Raw genomic sequence first — 18614 nt, 5'->3', positions numbered from 1 at the left:
CCGCATGTCAGATCCACGCTCGGACCGATTCGTAAGGTCCCACCTGAAAACGCGCCACCTGGTGTTATTGGTCGAATTGGGCCGGCACCGCTCGATCCTGCATGCGGCACAGGCGGCAAACCTCACCCAGCCCGCGGCATCGAAGCTGCTGGGCGAGATCGAACACGCACTGAACGTCCAGTTGTTTGAACGCCTGCCGCGCGGCGTGGTCCCAACGTGGTACGGCGAAGTGATGATACGGCGCGCCGGCACGGCACTGGCCGAGATGGATGCCGCGCACCAGGAGGTGATGGAGCTGGTGTCGGGCCTTTCAGGCCGCGTTTCCATCGGCACCGTGCTGACGCCTTCCGCGGGCCTGGTCACCGACGCCGTCAAACTGCTGAAACACCGCACCGCCAAGGTGCAGGTGTCGATCACGGTGGACACTTCCAAGATCCTGGTGGAGCGCATGCGCGCCGGCGAATTCGACCTCGTGATCGGACGCCTGCTCGACTCCAACGTCGCCGCCGAATTCAATTTCGAACCGCTTACCGACGAGCCGCACAGCCTGATCGCCGCCGCCGACCATCCTTTTGTGGGCCGCCAGGAGCTGCAATTGGCCGAGCTGGCACGCGAACCCTGGGTACTGCCGCCGGCCGGCAGCATCCTGCGCGACCGCCTGACATCGATGTTCCTGTCACAGGGCCTGGAACCGCCGACCGAAGTGGTGGAAACGCTGGCCATGCCGGTGGTGGTCAACCTGCTGCCGGGCAGCCGCATGATCGCGGCCATGCCGGAAGAAACCGTGCGCCCTTACCTCGATGCCGGCCTGCTGGCCGTGCTGCCCTGGGACCTGGGCCTGCGCATGGACATGTACGGCATCGTCACCCGCAAGCGCCATCGCCTGTCGCCGGGCGCGGAAGCCATGCTGGTAGCGCTGCGCGATGCGGCACAGGCACGCTACCGGCGTTAAGCTGCCTTCCTCAATAACTGACGTGGTAGTCCTTCGGGAATTTCCTGCCGCTGAAGGCCTTCTTCTGCGTCCAGTCCTGTGCCGGTGCAGTCCAATAGGAATCGTCAGCAGGCAGCCCTAGCGCCAGGAAGCTCGACGCGGCGATATACATGCTGCCATTGTTCGAATACCAGTCTCCCAGCTCCGGCTGATGGCCTGCAAAGCCGATGGTCAGGTAGCCATCCTTGGTGAAATTGCCCGGCTCCGACCAGATGGCCTTGTGCACGCTCGCCAGCGCGGCGCGCACCTGTCCTTCCGGCAGGCTCGCCGGCAATTGCTTGCGCCAGGCCAGCAATGCCAGCGGCTGGAATGCCGCGGTGCGATAGGTGAGCGAACGGCCGATCGGCGGAAAGGTGCCCTGCGGCGAGATGAAGCGTTCCAGGTGCTCGCCGTAGCGCTGCATGCGCTTCTGCGCCTGCGCCAGCAGGTCAGCCGGCTTGCCATTCCAGAACGGGCCATTGGCTTTGGCCAGGACTTCCAGTATCTCGACCAGCATCGGGTACATCACGAAGGAATTGTAGTAGTCGAAGTGAAAAGCCTCGCCGTCCTTGATCCATCCATCGCCCACATACCACTCGTTGACCTTGCGGATCGCGACGTTCATGCGCATCGGGTCGTACTGCTCGCCGATGGAAAGCAGGAAGGCTTCATTCATGGCCGCGAACAGCATCCAGTTAATGTAGGGTGGTTCGATGCGGCGCAGGCTCTTGATTTCGTCGATGATGCGCTGCTTGGTGGCGGCGTCCAGCGGCTCCCACAGCGCTTTGGGCGCACGCATCAGGGCATTGGTGAAATAGGCGGAGTCCACCAGCGTCTGGCCCGGGCCTTTCCATAGCAGGTAGTCCGGCGACTTCGGATCGACCGAGTTGGTGTAGCTTTGCAGTGCCTGTTCGCGCAGGCGCTTGCGCGTGCGGCCTTCGGCGCTGGCGTCATCGGATAGGGCCAGCCAGGGCGCCAGGCCGGCGATCAGGCGCCCGAAGCATTCGAGATAAGCCACGCCCGGATCGCGGCCATCCCAGGTTGGACTCAGCTCGAGTGCGAACTTCTTTTTCAACTCGCCTTTTGCCATATTGGCCAGCACCGGGTCAGCCATCTTTTGCAGCAAGCCGACCATATAGGCCCGGTCGCCGCCCGGCGTCGCCGCAACCGCACCTGCGGCCAACGCTACCGCAGGCACAGTACCGGCAGCAGCCGCGCCTCCCGCCAGCACACCGCGCATGAAATTCCTTCGCTCCATCGTCCCGCCCCCTCTATTTGCTGTTATCAATGTAGCGCACCATCTCGGCCGCAGCCAACAGGTACGCCCCCACGCCGAAATGCGAGGTCGAATTCCTGTCCACCACCTGACCTGGAATGGCACGATCGCCAATCGGCTGCACATAGCCGATCTTGCCGTCCGGCTGCAGGGCTGTGCGGGTCAGGTAGCTCCAGCCCTTCAACGCGACCGGCGCATACTCGGCCCGGTCCAGCAAGCCGTGATTGATGCCCCACAGGTAGCCGTAGGTGAAGAACGCAGTCCCGCTGGTCTCCGGCCCCGGCGCGTGCTGCGGATCGAGCAGGCTGCGCGTCCAGTAGCCCTCATCCTGCTGGGCTTTTTTCAGCGCCGCCGCCATGCCCTGGAATTTGCGCAGGTATTCCTCGCGATGCGGCGCATCCTTCGGCAATTCGTGCAGCACCTTCGCCAGCCCGGCAAACACCCAACCATCCCCGCGCGCCCAGAAGTCCTTGCGGCCATTGACGCTCTTGTGCCCCGGGTACACGTAGCGCGCGTCGCGGTAGTACAGCTTTTCCTCCCGGTCGTACATGATGCTGTTCGAGTACTGGAAATACTCATGCAGCTTTTCCAAGTACTGCGGATTGCCGGTAATGTTGTACAACTTGGCCATCGCCGGCATCACCATGTACAGCCCGTCCGCCCACCACCAGTAATCGTTGCGCGCGGTGGACATCTGGTACTCCATCACCTCGCGGGCGCGGGCAATGCGGGCCGGATCCTTGTCGAGTTGATAAAGATCCGCGTACGTCTGGAAGCAGATCTGCCAGTCGCCGAACAACACATGATCGTCGGTTTCGCCATAAGCCAGCTTCCACTGGCTCTTGTCGGTCGATTTCGCGCCCTGCCACTGGTTATGCTTCGCCCAGTCGAGCGAATACTGCAGGTAGGCCTGGCTGCCCGTAATGCGGTACGCCTCCATATTGCCGGTATGGTAGGCCGCCACGTTCCAGAACGCCCATTCCCTGGCCGGCGTAGTGGCTTGCCAGTAGGTGTTGACCTTGTCGATGACGGCGACGACCTCCTGCCGCTGCGGCGCAGGAGGCGTGGAAGCGCAGCCTCCCAGCGCAGCCAAAAGGAGAATCAATATAAGCTTCATGTCCTGGACTCCGTTACAGCTTGCCGCGCAGGCCGATCTTGATGGTCCGGCCATCGTACTTCGCGTAGTCCATGCGCGTCTTCTTGCCGCTGCCGTACTGGCCGGTGGCATCCTCGAAATAGTCATACGACAGCGTGTTCGACAGGTTCAGAGCGTCCAGTCGCAGTTCCAGGTTGTCGTTGATCTTGTAGCTGATATTGCCGTCCAGGTAGCCGCGTGCCGCGCGCCAGCGGATCAGGTCATCGCCGTTATTCTTCGGATTGTCGCCGTGCAGGCTGCGTCCCTTGTAGTTGTAGGAGAAACGAATCGCCAGCGGCCCGTTCTCGTAATAGGCGGTGGTGCTGTAGGCGTACTTCGGCACCGAGTTGACCTCGATCTCCTTGCCCGCATTGGTAATCCACTTCTGGCTGTTGAACGGGTCGATATGCGTAAAGCTGGCCAGCATGCCGAAGCCCTTGTATGGCGCGGGCAGGAAATCAAAGTCCTGCTGGTACGACAGCTCGTAGCCCTTCAGTACCTGGCGGCCGGCGTTGCTGTAGGTCCGCAGTGTCATCGGCAGGTTCGGATCCACGCGGCCATCCGGGCCATAGAAGATCGCGCCCATCGCGGTATCCGGCAAGCCCAATGTGCCGAACGTGGTCTGGGTCGTGCTCGACACGGTCGCATCGGTCAGCACCTTGCGGAAGTAGGCAGCCGACAACAGGCTGCCTTTGCGGAAGTACCATTCCAGGCTGGTGTCCATATTCTTCGACTGCTGCGGACGCAGGTTCGGGTTGCCCGCCGTGGCCGAGTTGTCGAACGGGTTCGGCACCACGGTCTGCGCGGCGATAATCGACAGCGAAGCACGCGAGATGGTCTTGCCGAAGGAAGCGCGCCACATCAGGTCTTCCGTCACGTCAAACGCAGCGCTGACGGCCGGCAGCACATTACTGTAAGAGCCGCTCTCCTGGTTAGGCTCGTAAGCACCGCCTGCGCCGGTCTTCTTGAAATTGTCGATATCCAGCTCGGTACGCGAATAGCGCACGCCGGCGTTCAAGCGCAGCCCATGACCCAGCACTTCACCCTTGAAGTCGGATTGCACAAAGCCCGACGTCACCTTCTCGGTGGCGGTGAAGCTTTGCGCTGGCGTAAAGGTCGACCCGGTGTTGTAAGCCAGCGGATCGAAGGTCGAGTAAGTGTAATCGCGCGTGAAGGTGCCGAATTGGTGCGGCCAGCCGTCGCCCATGTCCAGCTTACCGATCGGCAGGTCGAATACCATGCCCTGGCGCAGGCCGGCGTTGCCCATGCCATTCAGCTTGGTCGTCATGTCGGAAGTGGCATTGCGCTTGTGGACACCCTTTTCGGTTTCCACATAGACCAGGCCTGTTTTCAGGTGGCCGGTCCAATCGCCCCACAAGTTGTAGTCCCAATCCGCGATGACACGGCCCTGCCGGCCACGGTCGGTTTCGCGCGTCAGGCCGGTGCCGATGCCGAAACCGGAATAATTTGCCGGATTCAGGTAGTCGCTGGTCGAAGACAACGATGGATAAACGTGGTCGCTGCCGTAATCGATGGTCGAGGTGATGCCGAAGATCTGGCCGGACAAGGTGTCCTGGTAGCTTTGCGCCTTGCTGCTGTTGGTGCTCAACTGGGCGGTCAGCGCCAGCCTGTCGGAAGCCTTCCAGTTCGCGTTCAGGGAGGCGTAACTGAACTTCGTCTCGTCCTCGCTATAGGTGACGCCGCTGCTGTACGAAGTATTGCCGAAGGTGCCGGTCAACAGGTTCGATCCAGGATCGATGTGGACGTTGATCGGCACCAGCCCATTGTGGCCGGCGGTGCCCGGCGGCGCGCCCGGATTGGTGGTTTTGCTGTTGCGGATCAGGATGCCGTAATACAGCTCGTCGCGCGAGTTTTTCAGCTTGGAGTACATGGTATCCAGGCTGATGTTCAGCGTGCTGTCCTTGTACTGCAAGGAAGAGACCATGCCGTCGCGGCTGCGGTCATTGGAAGAACCGTAGAAGCGGTAAATGCGCGGCAAGAACGCATTATCCACCTGGTCGCGCGTGTAGCCGGACAGGTTGGCGCGCGGATCATCGTAATCGAGCTGCATCGCGAAGTTGCCCTGGACCGGCGTCTTACTGCCGCGTGCCGAACTGTTATACCCGCCGGTCGCCTCGAAGCCGGAACGGTTGTTCATCGCTTTCGAATGCGCACCGCCGATCAGGAAGCCCCAGTTGCCCCAGGTCTTTGAGAACAGCCCAAAGGCGGCGGGGTCGCTCTTTTCGGACATGGTGTTGTAGGCAGCAGTCACCGAATAGCGCACCGCGCCTTTCGGATTGTCGAACGGACGCGGAGACTGCAGGTCCACTACGCCACCCATGCCCCCTTCCGGCAGCTCGGCCAGCGGGGACTTGAAGAAATCCACGCGGCCAAACAGTTCGGACGCAAACACGTCGTAGTTGAAGCCGCGCGCCGCGTTGCCGATGGAACCGGTACTGGTGGTATTCACCGGCGCGCCATTCAGCGTGGTGACGGAATACTCGGTCGGCAAGCCGCGGATCGAAATACGCTGGCCCTCAGCCGAGCTTTCGTCGCGGTTCAGGATGATGCCAGGCACACGCTGCAGCGATTCCGCCACGTTCGACTCGGGGAACTTACCGATGTCTTCCGCCACGATCGAATCGCGCACGCCGATCGCCTGGGCCTTCAGGTTCAGGGCTTTCTGCAGGCTGGAACGGAAACCCGTCACCACCACGGTATTTGCCGGATCCAGGTTCGCAGCCTCCGCAGCCTCCTGCGCCATGGCCCCTGGGCCATATGCGGCAGCCAATGCCAACGGCAGCAGCGATGCCAGTTCTTTCTTCCTCATGTTATATGTCTCCCGTTTTAACTTCTTATTTAACGAAACTGCCTTGACACCTCCCAGTCCAGCACACGCACCGGCTCGGCCGGCCGCTGCGCAATACCCTCCGCATCCACCTGCGCCACCTTCTGGACGAACAAGCTCAGGATGCCGCGCGATTTCCACAATTCGCTGTCAAAGGTCGGCTCCCAATCGCCGACCGAGGCTTCAGACAGGTCATGCACCGACCACTGGAAAGATTGGAAATCCTTGATGACGGCGACCGACACCTTGCTGCCGCGCTCCGCGTCGCGAAACACCAGCAGGCCGCCCTTATCGGTCAGCAGTAGTTGCGGCCGCGCCAAAGGAATGTGTTTGGTACCGCCACCCGACAGGCTGAATGCCGTCCTGTGCAGCGGCAAGGGGCGCGCTTCCCAACGCTGCCCGGTATGGAAGACCACGCGATACTGAGGGACCGTGCCGTCCTGGTCACGCCAGTACGTTGCGATATAAGGATGGCCCTCGCTATCGGCGGCCATCGAAGTCTGGTTGATCAACTCACTGCGCTGCGGAATGCGGAATGCATACTCCGCGCTGGCCGCGGTAATGGGCAGTTGGTAGGGCGTGCCATCTGCATGTTCCCAGGTCTTGCCGCTGTCGCTCGAACGGGCATAGGCCAGGTCATGATTGCTCGCCACGTCCGGCGACTCGCGCCACACCCAGGACAGGTGCAACACGCCACGGCTATCGGCATGGGCCTGCCAATAAGCATTGCGCTGTCCCTCGCCGTCGATCAGTTTGTCCTGCAGGCGTTCCCACTTTGCGCTGGCGTGGCGATAGCGGTTCATCACCAGGTTGCCGCGCCCCGATGCGCCATCGCGATACAGGAACAGCAGGTCGCCATCGGGCAGGCGATAGAATTCGGGATAGCTCACCGCTTTTTCATCGCGTCCCACCATCGCCTGCTGCACGCCTAGCGCCAGCCCGCCCGGCGCCGTGCCGCGGGCATAGCGCAACAAGCTGTCGTGGTGGTCCCACGCCACGTGCAGGTAGCCCGCTCCATCAACCATGATGCTGATGCCGTTATGCGCGTCCTCCGCCCTGCCCTGGTACCGGCTACGCTGGACAGTCCACTCGCCGCTGCCCACACGGCGCTTGGCGAGCACCACATAACGCTCGGCGTCGTAATAGGCGGCGTATTGCACGCCTTCATGCGTGGCGAGGGAATTCTTGCGGAAGACGGTTACATTGACCGAATTATTGGCCCAACCCGGGCCAATGATGGATTGTCTGACTTCGATTGCCTGCGCGGCCGGAAAGCACAACGCGGCGAACATCGCCGCGGCCACTGCCTTCCATTTCCTCGCAATAGATGTCATGGTTTCGTAGCAATCATTAATGAAGCCAAAACTATTCTAGGGAAAACGAAATGCGGAACCTATATATTCTTTCGCAATTTCTAGATCAAAACGATATACCTTGAGCCGGGCGCGCCGCAATGCCGAGCCGCAGTAATATGGGCCCATGGCTAAGGATGGAAAACGTCAGCTCGACCATGCGGTCGACGATCTTGAACATGAAGTGCCGGGCAAGGCCAAGCGCTTCATAGAGTGGGCGCGCTCCGACCGCGCGCGCTGGGTCAGGATTCCCCTGGCGCTGACGCTGATCGCAGTGGGGATCGTGGCCCCATATCTGCCGGTCGTGGGTGTGGAGGATATACCCTTTGGCCTGTTGTTACTTTCCTACGACGTTCCTTTCCTGCGCAAGCCGATGGCCGCCTTCATCGAATGGCTGATCGGCCTGTGGCGGCGGCTGCGAGGCAAGCGCCCCCACCGCCGCTCATGACTTATCCTGGTATGCGGCTGCCATGCGTTGGGCCGTCTGCCTGATTTCTTCCCGCAGCTCGGCCGGTTCGTGGACCACCACGCCATCGCCGAAGCCCAGCAGCCACCAGGTCAAGGCGCGGGTGCGCGGTACCGTGGCGATCAGCCGCAGGTGATCTGCCGACTCGCTGTACAGGACCTGGTCCTTGCTCAACGGCGTTTCAGCCAGGTGTTCGGCGGCCGCGCGGGCGAACACTGCCTGCAGCCGGATCTCGCCACCGTCCGCAATGCCGAACTGCCCCTCTGCGATAAAGGCATCGATGTCGAAGCCCTCTTTGCGGCGCGCTTCCAGATAAAGCATTTCCGCCTGCTTCACACGATGCAGCGCAATGGTGCGCGCATCCTCATAGTCGGAAAACAGGCAGACCAGGTAGACCGTGCCCGCCTTCTGCACGATGGCCAGCGGGTGGACCGATTCATAGACGGTCAGCGCACCATCGCGCTTCTGGTAATGCAGCTTGAGCTGGCGGTCCTTCATCAGCGCATCATAAACCGTGCGCTGGCATGGTTCGTCCACCTCGGCCGGCAGCAAGGGTTGCGCGGACGGAATGCTGCGCACCTTGCCGAGCCACGCCTTGGTCTGCGTACGGTCGTCGACGGCGGCCAGCGTCTGGGCCGCAGCGGAAAAGTGCGGCTGCAACGCGTCCAGGGTCGAAGGCGGCAGCTGCCGTTTCAGCTGTTGCTCCGCCATCGTCAGCGTCAACGCTTCCGGCACCGACATGCCGGGCAGGCTGAATACCGCGCCATCGCGCCGCCAGCTCCACTTGAATGGCTTGACCGATTCATCGACCATCAAGGGAAACACCGATTCCAGCGCCTTCAGGTCGCGTTCGACCGTGCGCTTGTCGATCGGGTATTCGGCCTGGGCCAGGCGCTCGGTAATCTCCGCAGCCGTAATGCTGAGTGGCGCGCGCGGCACCAGCCGCAGCATATTCCACTGTCGGAACATCGAATCTTTGGAAGCCATCCGATTAATGCCAAGTTATCAAAAATTTCATTGTAGCAATTATTTAATGCGTGCGCCCCGCAATCCGCTTGGCGTGACGACAATCTCCCACACGTCCAGCTCCTCCAGCCGCCCGGCCAGTTCACAGGCGCGCCGGTAGCCTAGCCGGTATTGAACCTGCAAGCGCGACACCGGGCAAGCCAGCAAGCCGCCGCGCGCCGCATTCAGCCCGCGCACGAAATCGATGGCTCCAGCGATTTCGTTCAATGTGAATTTTCCTTCGCCCAAACCGTGCCTCCTGTACATGCTGAAGATGCAGCAGTATTGGCCACCGTTGCGACAGCATATGTCGCAGGCCGTGCGACACAATCTGTCGCAGCGTCTGAGACAATAGACACAAGGAGGAAACATGAAGCTAGTCGTCGCAATTTCATCGCGGGCCCTGTTCCAGCTGGACGAGAGCCACGCCGTCTTCGAATCGCAGGGTGTGGCAGCGTATTGTGCCCACCAGCGCGAAAACGAACATGTGCTGTTGGAGCCCGGCCCCGCCTTCAACCTGGTGCGCAAGCTTCTGGCGCTGAACAAGGGCGCGCCCGCCTCGCCGCTGGTGGAGGTGGTGCTCCTGTCGCGCAACAGCGCCGACACCGGCATCCGCATTTTCAACTCCATCGAGCACTACCAGCTCGACATCAAGCGCGCCGCCTTCAGCTCCGGCGCCAGCACCCACCGCTATGTCGAAGCCTTCGGTGCGCAGCTATTCCTGTCCACCAATCCGGACGACGTACGCGGATCCCTGGCCCAAGGCTATGCGGCGGCAACCATCCTGCCTTCCCACCGTGAAGACGACAGTGGCCAGTTGCGCATTGCCTTCGACGGCGATGCAGTGCTGTTTTCCGACGATTCCGAACGCATTTACAAGCAGCTTGGCCTGGACGCCTTTGCCCGTAATGAAAGGCAAGCCGCACGCGACCCAATGCCGGGAGGCCCGTTCAAGAATTTCCTTGGCGCGCTGCACGCGATCCAGGCAGCGCACGACACCGATGATGCACCGATCCGCACCGCCTTAGTCACCGCCCGTTCGGCACCGGCGCACGAACGCGTGATCCGCACCCTGCGCGCCTGGGACATCCGCATCGACGAAGCGCTATTCCTCGGCGGGATGCCGAAAGGCGCTTTCCTCAAAGCCTTTGGCGCCGATATCTTTTTCGACGACCAGACCATGCATTGCGATTCAGCGCGCGAGTTCGTCCCAACCGGGCACGTCCCCTACGGCATCGCGAATGCCGCTATCGCGGGGGAAAATTGACAGCACCTGCCGGAAACTGGCTTCCGGAGCGGCGCTGAGCTCAAGCAGCGCGCCTGTCACCGGATGCCTGAACGACATGCCTACAGCGGCCAGCATGAGCCGCCCAGAGCCGAAGCGTTCCGCGAAATACCGGTTATGGCGCCCGCGCCCGTGATTCGCATCGCCGATGATCGGATGGCTGATGTGCTTCATATGGCGCCGCAACTGGTGGCGGCGGCCGGTTTCCGGAAATAGCTCCACCAGGCTATAACGGCTGCTGCTATAGCCTTCGATGGCGACCGGGATCTCGGTCACCGCCAGCCGGCGGTAGCGCGTCACCGCCTCACGTATCGGCGCTTCTTCATCCTTGCAACGGCGGTCTTCAGGCTCTTCGCGCAGCGGATGGTCGATAAACCCTTCCTCCGGCGCCCATCCCCGCACCATGGCCAGGTAGCGCTTATTCACTTCGCCGGCCATGAAGGCCTTGCCGAGCACACTTGCCGTCTGCTGGTCGCGCGCAAAGACCAACAGGCCGGAGGTCGGCCGATCCAGCCTATGCACGGCATACACATACTCGCCGCCATTCATCTCGCGCGCATACTGCAAGGCGAATTCGGTTTCATGCGGATCGATCGGGCTGCGGTGCACCAGCAGGCCGGCCGGCTTGTGCACCGCCAGCAGGCATTCATCGCGATAGATTTCTGTCAGGGGATTCTGTTTCATTGCAGGCGCTATTGTCCCACATGCATGGCCCTACCCAAATCCTCGCCCGGCTGCGCGATCGCATCCGCCACCAGCCGCACCGAAGGCAGTTGACCGCGACGGTGCGGCATCAGCAGCGTGGTGGTCACGGTGCCGGCCCGCCACTCCGGCAATACGCGCTGCACCAAGCCTGCGGCAAGCGCCTCCGCGCACATCCGAAGTGGCAGGCAAGCGATACCCAGTCCCTCCTGCGCCGCGCGCAGCAGCACGGTGGATTCATCCGCGTGCATGCGCGCTACCAAAGTCACTTCCACCGATGCACCTTGATCGTTCTCCAAGCGCCACGAGCCGCCGGCCATGCTGCTCATCAGCCCCGCGTGCTGCTCCAGCTCTTGCGGCAATTGCGGCGTGCCGCGCGCAGCCAGGTATGCCGGCGATGCGACAAGACAAACCGGCTCGCATGCGACGCGCCGCTGCACCAGCCCTGAATCCGGCAATGGAGCGAAATGGTCGCGCACCGCGATATCAAAGCCTTCCTGCACCATGTCGACAAAGCGGTCAGTCACGTGCAGCGACACATGGATCTTCGGGTACGCCGCGGCAAGGTCGACCAGCGCCTTGGCCAGTATGGTCTGCGCCGTCGGCACCGAAGCGGTAATCCTTACCGTGCCGCTAGGCTCGGCCAGCCGCCCCTTCACCACGTCTTCAGCCGCATCTGCCTCAATCAGCATGGCAGCCGCGTGCCGGTAAAACTGCTGCCCCAGCTCCGTCACCATGAAGCGGCGGGAAGTGCGCTGGATCAGCCTCACGCCCAGCTCCGCTTCCAGGGCCGCCACGCGCTTGGCCAAGGTTGATTTGGGAGCTCCCGTGTGGCGCGCCGCCTGGGCAAAGCCGCCCTGCTCCACCACCTGCACAAAAAAATAATAATCGTTCAAGTTCCGCATGAACCGTCCACAAATGGAGACTTTGAATCCACATTAGACCATCTTTTCCACCATCGTTCACGCCCGTATATTTTCCCTACCAATCAATCACATGGAGAAAACGAATGGAACCAATCATTTTTTACGGCGTACCGAGTGGCTGCTCCCTGGCATCGGTCATCGCATCGGAATGGCTTGGCCAGCCTTACCACCTGGTCCGCATCGAAATGATGGACAAATGGCCGCAGCAATTCGCACAGGTGAACCCACGCATGAAAACCCCGGCCATGCTGACCGCGCATGGCGACAGCCTGACCGAAAGCCTGGCGATCCTGCAGCACATCGGCCAGCGCGGCGCGGCGACGGGACTTGGCTTCGCCCCCGGCACGCCCGATGCCGACCGCCTCGCGTCGATGCTGTCCTACCTGGTGACCGACTTGTTTGCAGCCTTCGCGCCCCTGTGGAAACTGTATGACGCCGGCATTGACGATCCCGCGGTCAAGCCGGTACTGCGCAAATACGGCGAGGACAGCGTGCGCGCGGAATATGCCTACCTCGACCAGTTGCTCGATGGCCGCAATTGGCTGCTGGGCGGTACCAGGCCGACCGTCGCGGATGCCTACCTGTTCGCAATTGGCCGCTGGGCCGAGTATCACAAAGTGTTGACGCTGGAAGAAGGCTATCCCAACCTGGCGCGCTATATGCGCAAGCTGGCGCAAGACCCGGCAGTGCGCTTCGCCCTGGACATCGAAGCAAACGGCACTGCGCACAGCAGCGGCGGCTTCCGCGGCCATCTGAGTATTACGCAATTGGATATGTCGAAAGCTTCGTTCACTTCGACACTCGCCGCGGCGTAGACTGGCCTCCCACGTCACTCCGAGGAGCCCGAAATGAGCTACCCAGCCTTGAATGCCTACCTGGAGCGTCTTGCGACCGGCGAGGCGCCTTCCAGCAGCCTGCGCCTAAGCGGCGATGGCGAAGTGCAGGGCCACATCTTCAACTGCTGGCTGGGTAGCGCCTTCCACCCGATCCGCGAGCTTGGCAGCGGTGAAATCAGCGGCTATGCGGGCCGGGTGCGCGGCGTGGCGGAAGAAGACCGCGGCTTGCCCATCTGGACGTACCTCGATGGCGCGGCCAGCGACGACGAATCCGTGGCGCTGGACCGCCTGTGCCGCACGCTGCACGCCATCAACTTCTTCCGCAACGCTGGCCAGGGTGCCCACACCCTGCACCTGAACGTGCACGACCGCCTGCTTAGCGCCGTCAGCAGCAATCACGGCATGGCCTTCCGCCGCATCCTCGACTCGCTTGGCCTGCCGCTCGACCGGATCGTGTTGCAACTTCCCGCAGTAAACGCGCGCCAGAACTGGATGCTGAACTACGTGGCTGACAACTACCGCCGCAACGGCTTCCGGATCTCGGTGAAAGTCGCCACCGCACTCCAGCTGCCGTCCGTTTTCGGCCACGCCCGCGTAGATTCGGTGCGCATCGCCAGCCTGCACGGCGCCACTGCCGCCGATCTGACGAACGTGCTGGCGCAGGCCGCCGCGCTGAACGTCGACATCCTCGTCAAGGACGACACTCCCGCCCTACGCGAGGCGGCCGCCCGTACCGGCGCACAGGTGCGGCTACAGGAAAATGCCGGGCGCAGCGTCGATCGCCTTGCCGCCTAGTTGTTTGCCATCGGCAGGATCTTGCGCAGCAAACCAATGGCGACAGGACGTTCCAGCAGATGGTCGAAACCGGCGCCGCGCGCGATCACCTTGTCGTGCGACTGGTCCGAGTCGCTCAAGGCGACGTAGGTAGCCTGCTCGTCGGGGTGCATCGCACGCAGCTGCCGCGCCAGGTCATACCCCTCGACACCTGGCAGATCGGTCCTGATCAGGACCGCGTCCGGATGCAAGTCGCGCGCAGCGGCCAGGGCTGATGCCTCGTCCGGGCACAAGGCAACCATATGGCCTTCCGCCTCCAGTGCAGCTGGCAGTGCCTCATCGCCATCGTCCGTGCGGTCCACGAGCAGGATGTTCAAAGGCCGTGCCACGCTGACGGTATGCGGCAGCGGCAAGGTGACAGTGAAGGTACTTCCCTTGCCGCGCCCAGCACTGAGAGCATTCATCTGTCCGCCGTGCAGCGCCACGATACTTTTTACCAGCGCCAGCCCGAGTCCCAGCCCGCCGCCGCGGCGGTCAGGCGTGAGCTCCGCCTGCGCAAACAGGTCGAAAACGCGCGGCAGCAAGTCGGCATCCATGCCCATGCCGTTGTCGGCAACGCTGATGATGACGTGCCCGTCGCGCGTCTCCACCCTCAGCACGATGCGTCCGCCCTGCTGCGTGTATTTGGCCGAATTGTTCAACAGGTTGGCCAGCACTTGCACCAGACGCGTATCGTCGCCCAGCACGCACGTGCCATCGTCAGGAGCGTCCAGCACCAACTGCTGCTTGCGCGACTCGATCAGTGGACGCGATTGCTCCACCGCCCTGGCGACCACGTCCGACACCGCCACCTCTTCCTTCTCGATCGACACCAGTCCGCGCGTCACGCGTGACACGTCCATCAAATCGTCGACCAGCTCCGACATATGCTTGACCTGGCGATCGATGATTGCGGTGGAGCGCTGGACGTATTCCGGATTGCGCCCGCCCATCTTCAACAGCTGCGCCGCCGTACTGATAGGCGCCAACGGACTGCGCAACTCGTGCGCCAGCAATGCAAGGAAATCGTCCTTGCGCTGGTCGGCCTCGCGCTGCAAGGTGATATCGGTGTTGGTGCCCAGCCAGCGCACCACATGGCCATGTTCATCCCGGATCGGCAGCGCGCGCGAAAGGAACCAGCGGTACTGGCCATCGGCGCCACGCAAAGGAAAGGTATCCTCCCAGTCTTCCTGCTGCTCCACGATCCGCTTGCGGAAATAGTCAACGACGCGTTCCACATGGTCCGGATGATGTACTTTCGACCATCCCCAGCCCTTCATCTCGTCCAGCGTGGTTCCGGTGTAGTCGAACCATCGATTGTTGTACCAGAAGATGTAGCCGTCGCTATCAGCCATCCAGGCCAGTTGCGAGATATTGTCGGCCAGCGTGCGGAAAGTCAGCTCGCTGGATCGCAACGCCTCTTCCGCAACCTGCTGGCGCGTGACATCCACCACCGCGCCCGACATGCGCCGCGGCTTGCCTTCTTCGTCAGTTGTCACCACGCCCCTGGCATGCATGAAACGAACCTCGCCACCAGGGGTGCGGACGCGGAAGCTCTCGTCATACGGCAGGCTGGTGGCCACGGACCGATCGATCCCAGCCCGCACCGCGTCAACATCCTCGGGATGCACAACCGCATAGTAGGCATCGATCGGCCCGCCATCCGCAATCTCCGGCGTGACGCCGATCATGGCCGCCAGGTTCGCATCCGCGTGCACGCGGTCGGGCTGGATGTCCCAGGTCCAGGTGCCGATTTCGGCAGCGGTCAGCGCGGCTTCAAGACGGGACTGGGTGTCGCGCAACGCTACCCGCATGCCCATGCTGTCGTTGATGTCGGTGGACGTGCCCATCCAGCGCACGACATTGCCCTTCTCATCGCGCACCGGCCGGGCACGTGCAAGCGTCCAGCGATACTCGCCGGAGCGATGGCGCAGGCGATACTCGGCCTGGTAAGGTTCCCCCGTTGCCAGGCTTTGCTGCCAGCTTGCAGTCATTCCAGGCACGTCATCCGGATGCAGCAAGGTAACCCAGGCATCGCCCCGGAACTGGTCCTGGTCCAAGCCTACGTAGTCGGTCAACTGGTGGTTGAAATAGTCAAGAAATCCATCCGGGCGTGCCGACCACACGATCTGTGGAATCGCATCTGCGATCGAACGGAAACGCTCTTCACTATCGCGTACCGTTCGCTCGGCCAGCTTGCGCACCGTGATATCGCGAAAGAACACAGCGAGTCCATCCTCCACCGGAAATACCCGCGCTTCAATCCATATGTCCGATCCATCGCGATGGACCAGTTGTTCGACCGTTGCCGTGCTGCGTTCGCGCATCGCCTTTCGGTAAGCTTCGGCAATCGGCAGTTGCTCCGAACCCGGCCAGGCTTCCCAATGCATTCTTCCGATGAGTTCACCACGCGGCCTGCCATCGATACGCAGCGCTTCATCGTTGATGCGCAGGATGCGGAAGTTGCGGTCGAGCAGAACGAAGCCTTCATCGATTGCATGAAGGATCAGTTCGCTATCGCTGTGCGGATTGAACTTGCGCATTAGCGCCAGGCATTGCTCTGCCCGTTCGCCGTTCAGGCATTTGCGCGCCACCTCGCACTGGACGGTTGCGCCGCTTTTGGTGGCAAGTTCGGTGAGCCAGACGGCAGTCTCGATCTGCCGCTCGTCGCCGGCTGCCAGATCGGCAATCTGGCGGTCTGCCAGCTCATTCGGCGTATAGCCGACCAGTTCGCAAAACATCTGGTTGGCGGAAAGAATCTTTCCCGCGCTGGAGTACAGCAGCGCAGCGCAAGGAATCAACTCCACCAATGCTTCGTTTAACTCCACCATGGAACTTGGCCCGGTAAGGAACGGTAGCTCGGGCCATCATACAAGAATCGGCGAACCGGGCACGCCACAGACAACCCGCCGTTGTGCAGCGTTAAGCGGAAGCGTTTATCAAATTGGTGCGCAGGTTGACGATCGCTTTTTGCAGCACGCCAAACTCCTCCGGCGACAGCCCGGCCGCCTTGGCGGTAATCTCGCGATAAGCGAAGGCCTTTTCACGCAGATCGCGGCCGGCATCGGTCAACGACACGCGCACACTGCGCTCATCTTCGCTGTCCCGTTCCCGGGTCACATAGCCCATCGCTTCCAGGCGCTTCAGCATGGGGGTCATGGTGCTCGGTTCCAGGAACAGCTTTTCGCTCAAGCCCTTCACCGTCTGCTGGTCTTCCTCCCACAGGCAGATGATGGTGACGTATTGCGGGTAGGTCAGCCCGAGCTGCTCCAGCACGGGCTTGTACACACGCGAATAGGCCAGGTTGGTCGAGTAAATAGCAAAGCACATGAAGTCGCCAAGGCGGGCCCTGCGCGCGTCGGTTTTATTGCTCATCTGACATCCTCACCGAAATTAATTATCAAAATAATTATTATCGTACTTGAAAAGCGGCGTGGACCGGGATATAGTTACCTCGCAAATCATTATCTCGATAACCAAATTGGAGCACTAAATGAAAAAACTGATCCTCGCCGCCCTCGTGTTTGCCTTTGCAGCCCAGTCCCATGCAGCAGAAGCGGAACTCGCTACCTTCCAGTCGATCAAGCAAATTGACGCCGGCCCGTTAAATGTCGGCTACGTCGATGAAGGCCCTGCCACTGGCCCGGTCGTGATCCTGCTGCACGGCTGGCCCTACGACATCCACAGCTACGTCGATGTCGTGCCGATGCTGACCAAAGCCGGCTACCGCGTGATCGTTCCGCACCTGCGCGGTTATGGCTCGACGCGCTTCCGCGATCCGAACGCCGTGCGCAATGGCGAACCTGCCGCGCTGGCCGCCGATACCGTGGCACTGATGGACGCGCTGAAGATCGACAAAGCCATCCTGGCCGGCTATGACTGGGGCGCGCGTACCGCCGACATCGTCGCCGCATTGTGGCCGCAGCGCGTGAAAGGCCTGGTCTCGGTTAGCGGATATTTGATCGGCAGCCAGGAAGCAGGCAAGAATCCCCTTCCCCCGAACGCAGAACAGCAATGGTGGTACCAGTTCTACTTCGCCACGGAGCGCGGCCGCATCGGCTACGAAAAGAACCACCGCGATTTCGCCAAATTGATCTGGCAGACCGCGTCGCCACAATGGCGCTTCGATGACAAGACTTTCGACCGCAGTGCCGCCGCGCTGGAAAACCCGGACCATGCTGCAATCACCGTCCACAACTACCGCTGGCGCCTCGGCCTGGCCCAGGGCGAAGCACAGTATGAGGGCCTGGAAGCGCGCCTCGCAACCTTTCCAGCCATCACAGTGCCGACCATCACCATGGAAGGCGACGCCAACGGCGCCCCGCATCCTGATCCAGCGAGCTATGCGAAGCGATTCACCGGCAAGTACAAACACCAACTGATCTCGGGCGGCGTCGGCCACAACCTGCCGCAGGAAGCGCCGCGCGCCTTTGCCGACGCCGTGATCGCAGTCGACCACCTTTGATTCCTACCCAACCAACCGAAAGGAATGCACCATGAGCAAAGTTGAAAACGTCCTCTATACCGGCAAGACCCGCACCACCGGCGGCCGCGATGGCGCTGCCCGCAGCGACGATGGCCGCCTCGACATCAAACTGTCGCCACCTGGCTCCAACGGGCTTGGCACCAATCCGGAACAGTTGTTCGCAGCCGGCTGGTCGGCCTGCTTTATCGGCGCCCTGGGGCGCGCGGCAAAAGACAAGCGCGTGCTGTTGCCCGCCGATATAGCTGTCGACGCCGAGGTCGACCTGGGCACCAATGAGGGCGGCTTCCAATTGCAAGCGCGCCTCAATGTATGCCTGCCCGGCCTGGCCCGAGAAGTCGCGCAAGAGCTGATTGAGACTGCGCACCAGATTTGCCCGTACTCGAAAATGTCGCGCGGGAATATCGATGTGACCATCAACCTGGTGTAAGAAGGAAAAGGCCTTCCGTCGGGCGGCCTACCTTCATCGTGCAACGTTTCCGGCAGAGAGAAAGGGGTTCAACCAGAAGGTCGAATG

At 61.8% G+C, this 18614-nt stretch carries 17 protein-coding genes; 7 read left to right on the top strand and 10 right to left on the bottom strand.

The features are described 5' to 3' along the window. Positions 1 to 4 precede the first annotated feature (4 nt). Positions 5 to 952, top strand: coding sequence for a LysR substrate-binding domain-containing protein (locus tag BM269_RS25750; protein WP_090444256.1), 948 nt, complete (start codon positions 5 to 7; stop codon positions 950 to 952). 10 nt (positions 953 to 962) lie between these two features. Here the strand turns inward: BM269_RS25750 and BM269_RS25745 are convergent, their stop codons facing one another. Genes BM269_RS25745 through BM269_RS25730 form a run of 4 tightly spaced genes read right to left on the bottom strand, consistent with a single transcriptional unit; the run spans position 963 to position 7563 of the window. After that, positions 963 to 2228, bottom strand: coding sequence for a DUF2264 domain-containing protein (locus BM269_RS25745; RefSeq protein ID WP_090444253.1), 1266 nt, complete (start codon positions 2226 to 2228; stop codon positions 963 to 965). A gap of 13 nt (positions 2229 to 2241) precedes the next feature. Continuing rightward, positions 2242 to 3363, bottom strand: a complete 1122-nt coding sequence (locus BM269_RS25740; RefSeq protein ID WP_090444250.1) for a glycoside hydrolase family 88/105 protein — start codon at positions 3361 to 3363, stop codon at positions 2242 to 2244. A gap of 13 nt (positions 3364 to 3376) precedes the next feature. Then, positions 3377 to 6211 (bottom strand): TonB-dependent receptor, encoded by a 2835-nt coding sequence (locus BM269_RS25735; protein ID WP_090444247.1) that lies wholly within the window; start codon positions 6209 to 6211, stop codon positions 3377 to 3379. Positions 6212 to 6240: 29 nt separating this feature from the next. Beyond that, entirely contained in the window at positions 6241 to 7563 is a 1323-nt protein-coding gene (locus BM269_RS25730) for a BNR repeat-containing protein (protein ID WP_090444244.1), read from the bottom strand. A 145-nt stretch (positions 7564 to 7708) separates the two neighbouring features. On the opposite strand from BM269_RS25730, the gene BM269_RS25725 reads away from it, so the two are divergent. Next, positions 7709 to 8029, top strand: a complete 321-nt coding sequence (locus BM269_RS25725; protein WP_090444241.1) for a hypothetical protein — start codon at positions 7709 to 7711, stop codon at positions 8027 to 8029. Here the strand turns inward: BM269_RS25725 and BM269_RS25720 are convergent. Both BM269_RS25720 and BM269_RS25715 read right to left on the bottom strand, forming a co-directional pair. Continuing rightward, complete coding sequence (locus BM269_RS25720) at positions 8024 to 9034, bottom strand: helix-turn-helix transcriptional regulator (protein ID WP_090444237.1); 1011 nt, start codon at positions 9032 to 9034, stop codon at positions 8024 to 8026. The two genes, BM269_RS25725 and BM269_RS25720, sit on opposite strands and share 6 nt — an antisense overlap. A gap of 39 nt (positions 9035 to 9073) precedes the next feature. After that, positions 9074 to 9280: a hypothetical protein gene (locus tag BM269_RS25715; RefSeq protein ID WP_139232872.1), complete on the bottom strand. Its 207-nt coding sequence runs from the start codon at positions 9278 to 9280 to the stop codon at positions 9074 to 9076. 142 nt (positions 9281 to 9422) lie between these two features. Between BM269_RS25715 and BM269_RS25710 the strand changes: the two genes are divergently transcribed. Further along, positions 9423 to 10319, top strand: a complete 897-nt coding sequence (locus tag BM269_RS25710) for a 5'-nucleotidase (RefSeq protein WP_090444232.1) — start codon at positions 9423 to 9425, stop codon at positions 10317 to 10319. Here the strand turns inward: BM269_RS25710 and BM269_RS25705 are convergent. Both BM269_RS25705 and BM269_RS25700 read right to left on the bottom strand, forming a co-directional pair. After that, positions 10245 to 11021, bottom strand: a complete 777-nt coding sequence (locus BM269_RS25705; RefSeq protein WP_090444229.1) for a pseudouridine synthase — start codon at positions 11019 to 11021, stop codon at positions 10245 to 10247. The genes BM269_RS25710 and BM269_RS25705 overlap by 75 nt on opposite strands. Before the next feature lie 8 nt (positions 11022 to 11029). After that, the gene (locus BM269_RS25700; RefSeq protein ID WP_090444226.1) at positions 11030 to 11944 is read right to left on the bottom strand and encodes a LysR substrate-binding domain-containing protein; all 915 of its coding nucleotides are present in this window, start codon (positions 11942 to 11944) and stop codon (positions 11030 to 11032) included. 104 nt (positions 11945 to 12048) lie between these two features. On the opposite strand from BM269_RS25700, the gene BM269_RS25695 reads away from it, so the two are divergent. Next, entirely contained in the window at positions 12049 to 12780 is a 732-nt protein-coding gene (locus BM269_RS25695; protein WP_090444223.1) for a glutathione S-transferase family protein, read from the top strand. Between the two features lie 33 nt (positions 12781 to 12813). Further along, on the top strand, positions 12814 to 13596 hold the full coding sequence (locus tag BM269_RS25690) for an EAL domain-containing protein (RefSeq protein ID WP_090444220.1): 783 nt from the start codon (positions 12814 to 12816) through the stop codon (positions 13594 to 13596). On the opposite strand, the gene BM269_RS25685 is transcribed toward BM269_RS25690, so the two are convergent. Both BM269_RS25685 and BM269_RS25680 read right to left on the bottom strand, forming a co-directional pair. Continuing rightward, positions 13593 to 16445, bottom strand: coding sequence for a PAS domain-containing protein (locus BM269_RS25685; RefSeq protein WP_090444216.1), 2853 nt, complete (start codon positions 16443 to 16445; stop codon positions 13593 to 13595). The genes BM269_RS25690 and BM269_RS25685 overlap by 4 nt on opposite strands. Before the next feature lie 91 nt (positions 16446 to 16536). Next, complete coding sequence (locus BM269_RS25680; RefSeq protein WP_090444213.1) at positions 16537 to 16989, bottom strand: MarR family winged helix-turn-helix transcriptional regulator; 453 nt, start codon at positions 16987 to 16989, stop codon at positions 16537 to 16539. A 118-nt stretch (positions 16990 to 17107) separates the two neighbouring features. Between BM269_RS25680 and BM269_RS25675 the strand changes: the two genes are divergently transcribed. Then, positions 17108 to 18079, top strand: coding sequence for an alpha/beta fold hydrolase (locus BM269_RS25675; protein ID WP_090444210.1), 972 nt, complete (start codon positions 17108 to 17110; stop codon positions 18077 to 18079). A gap of 31 nt (positions 18080 to 18110) precedes the next feature. Next, positions 18111 to 18527 (top strand): organic hydroperoxide resistance protein, encoded by a 417-nt coding sequence (locus BM269_RS25670; protein WP_090444207.1) that lies wholly within the window; start codon positions 18111 to 18113, stop codon positions 18525 to 18527. The last annotated feature ends 87 nt before the right edge of the window (positions 18528 to 18614 follow it).

This window comes from Duganella sp. CF458 (assembly GCF_900113115.1).
Lineage (GTDB): Bacteria > Pseudomonadota > Gammaproteobacteria > Burkholderiales > Burkholderiaceae_D > Rugamonas.
This window is presented reverse-complemented; position numbering and strand designations above follow the sequence as displayed.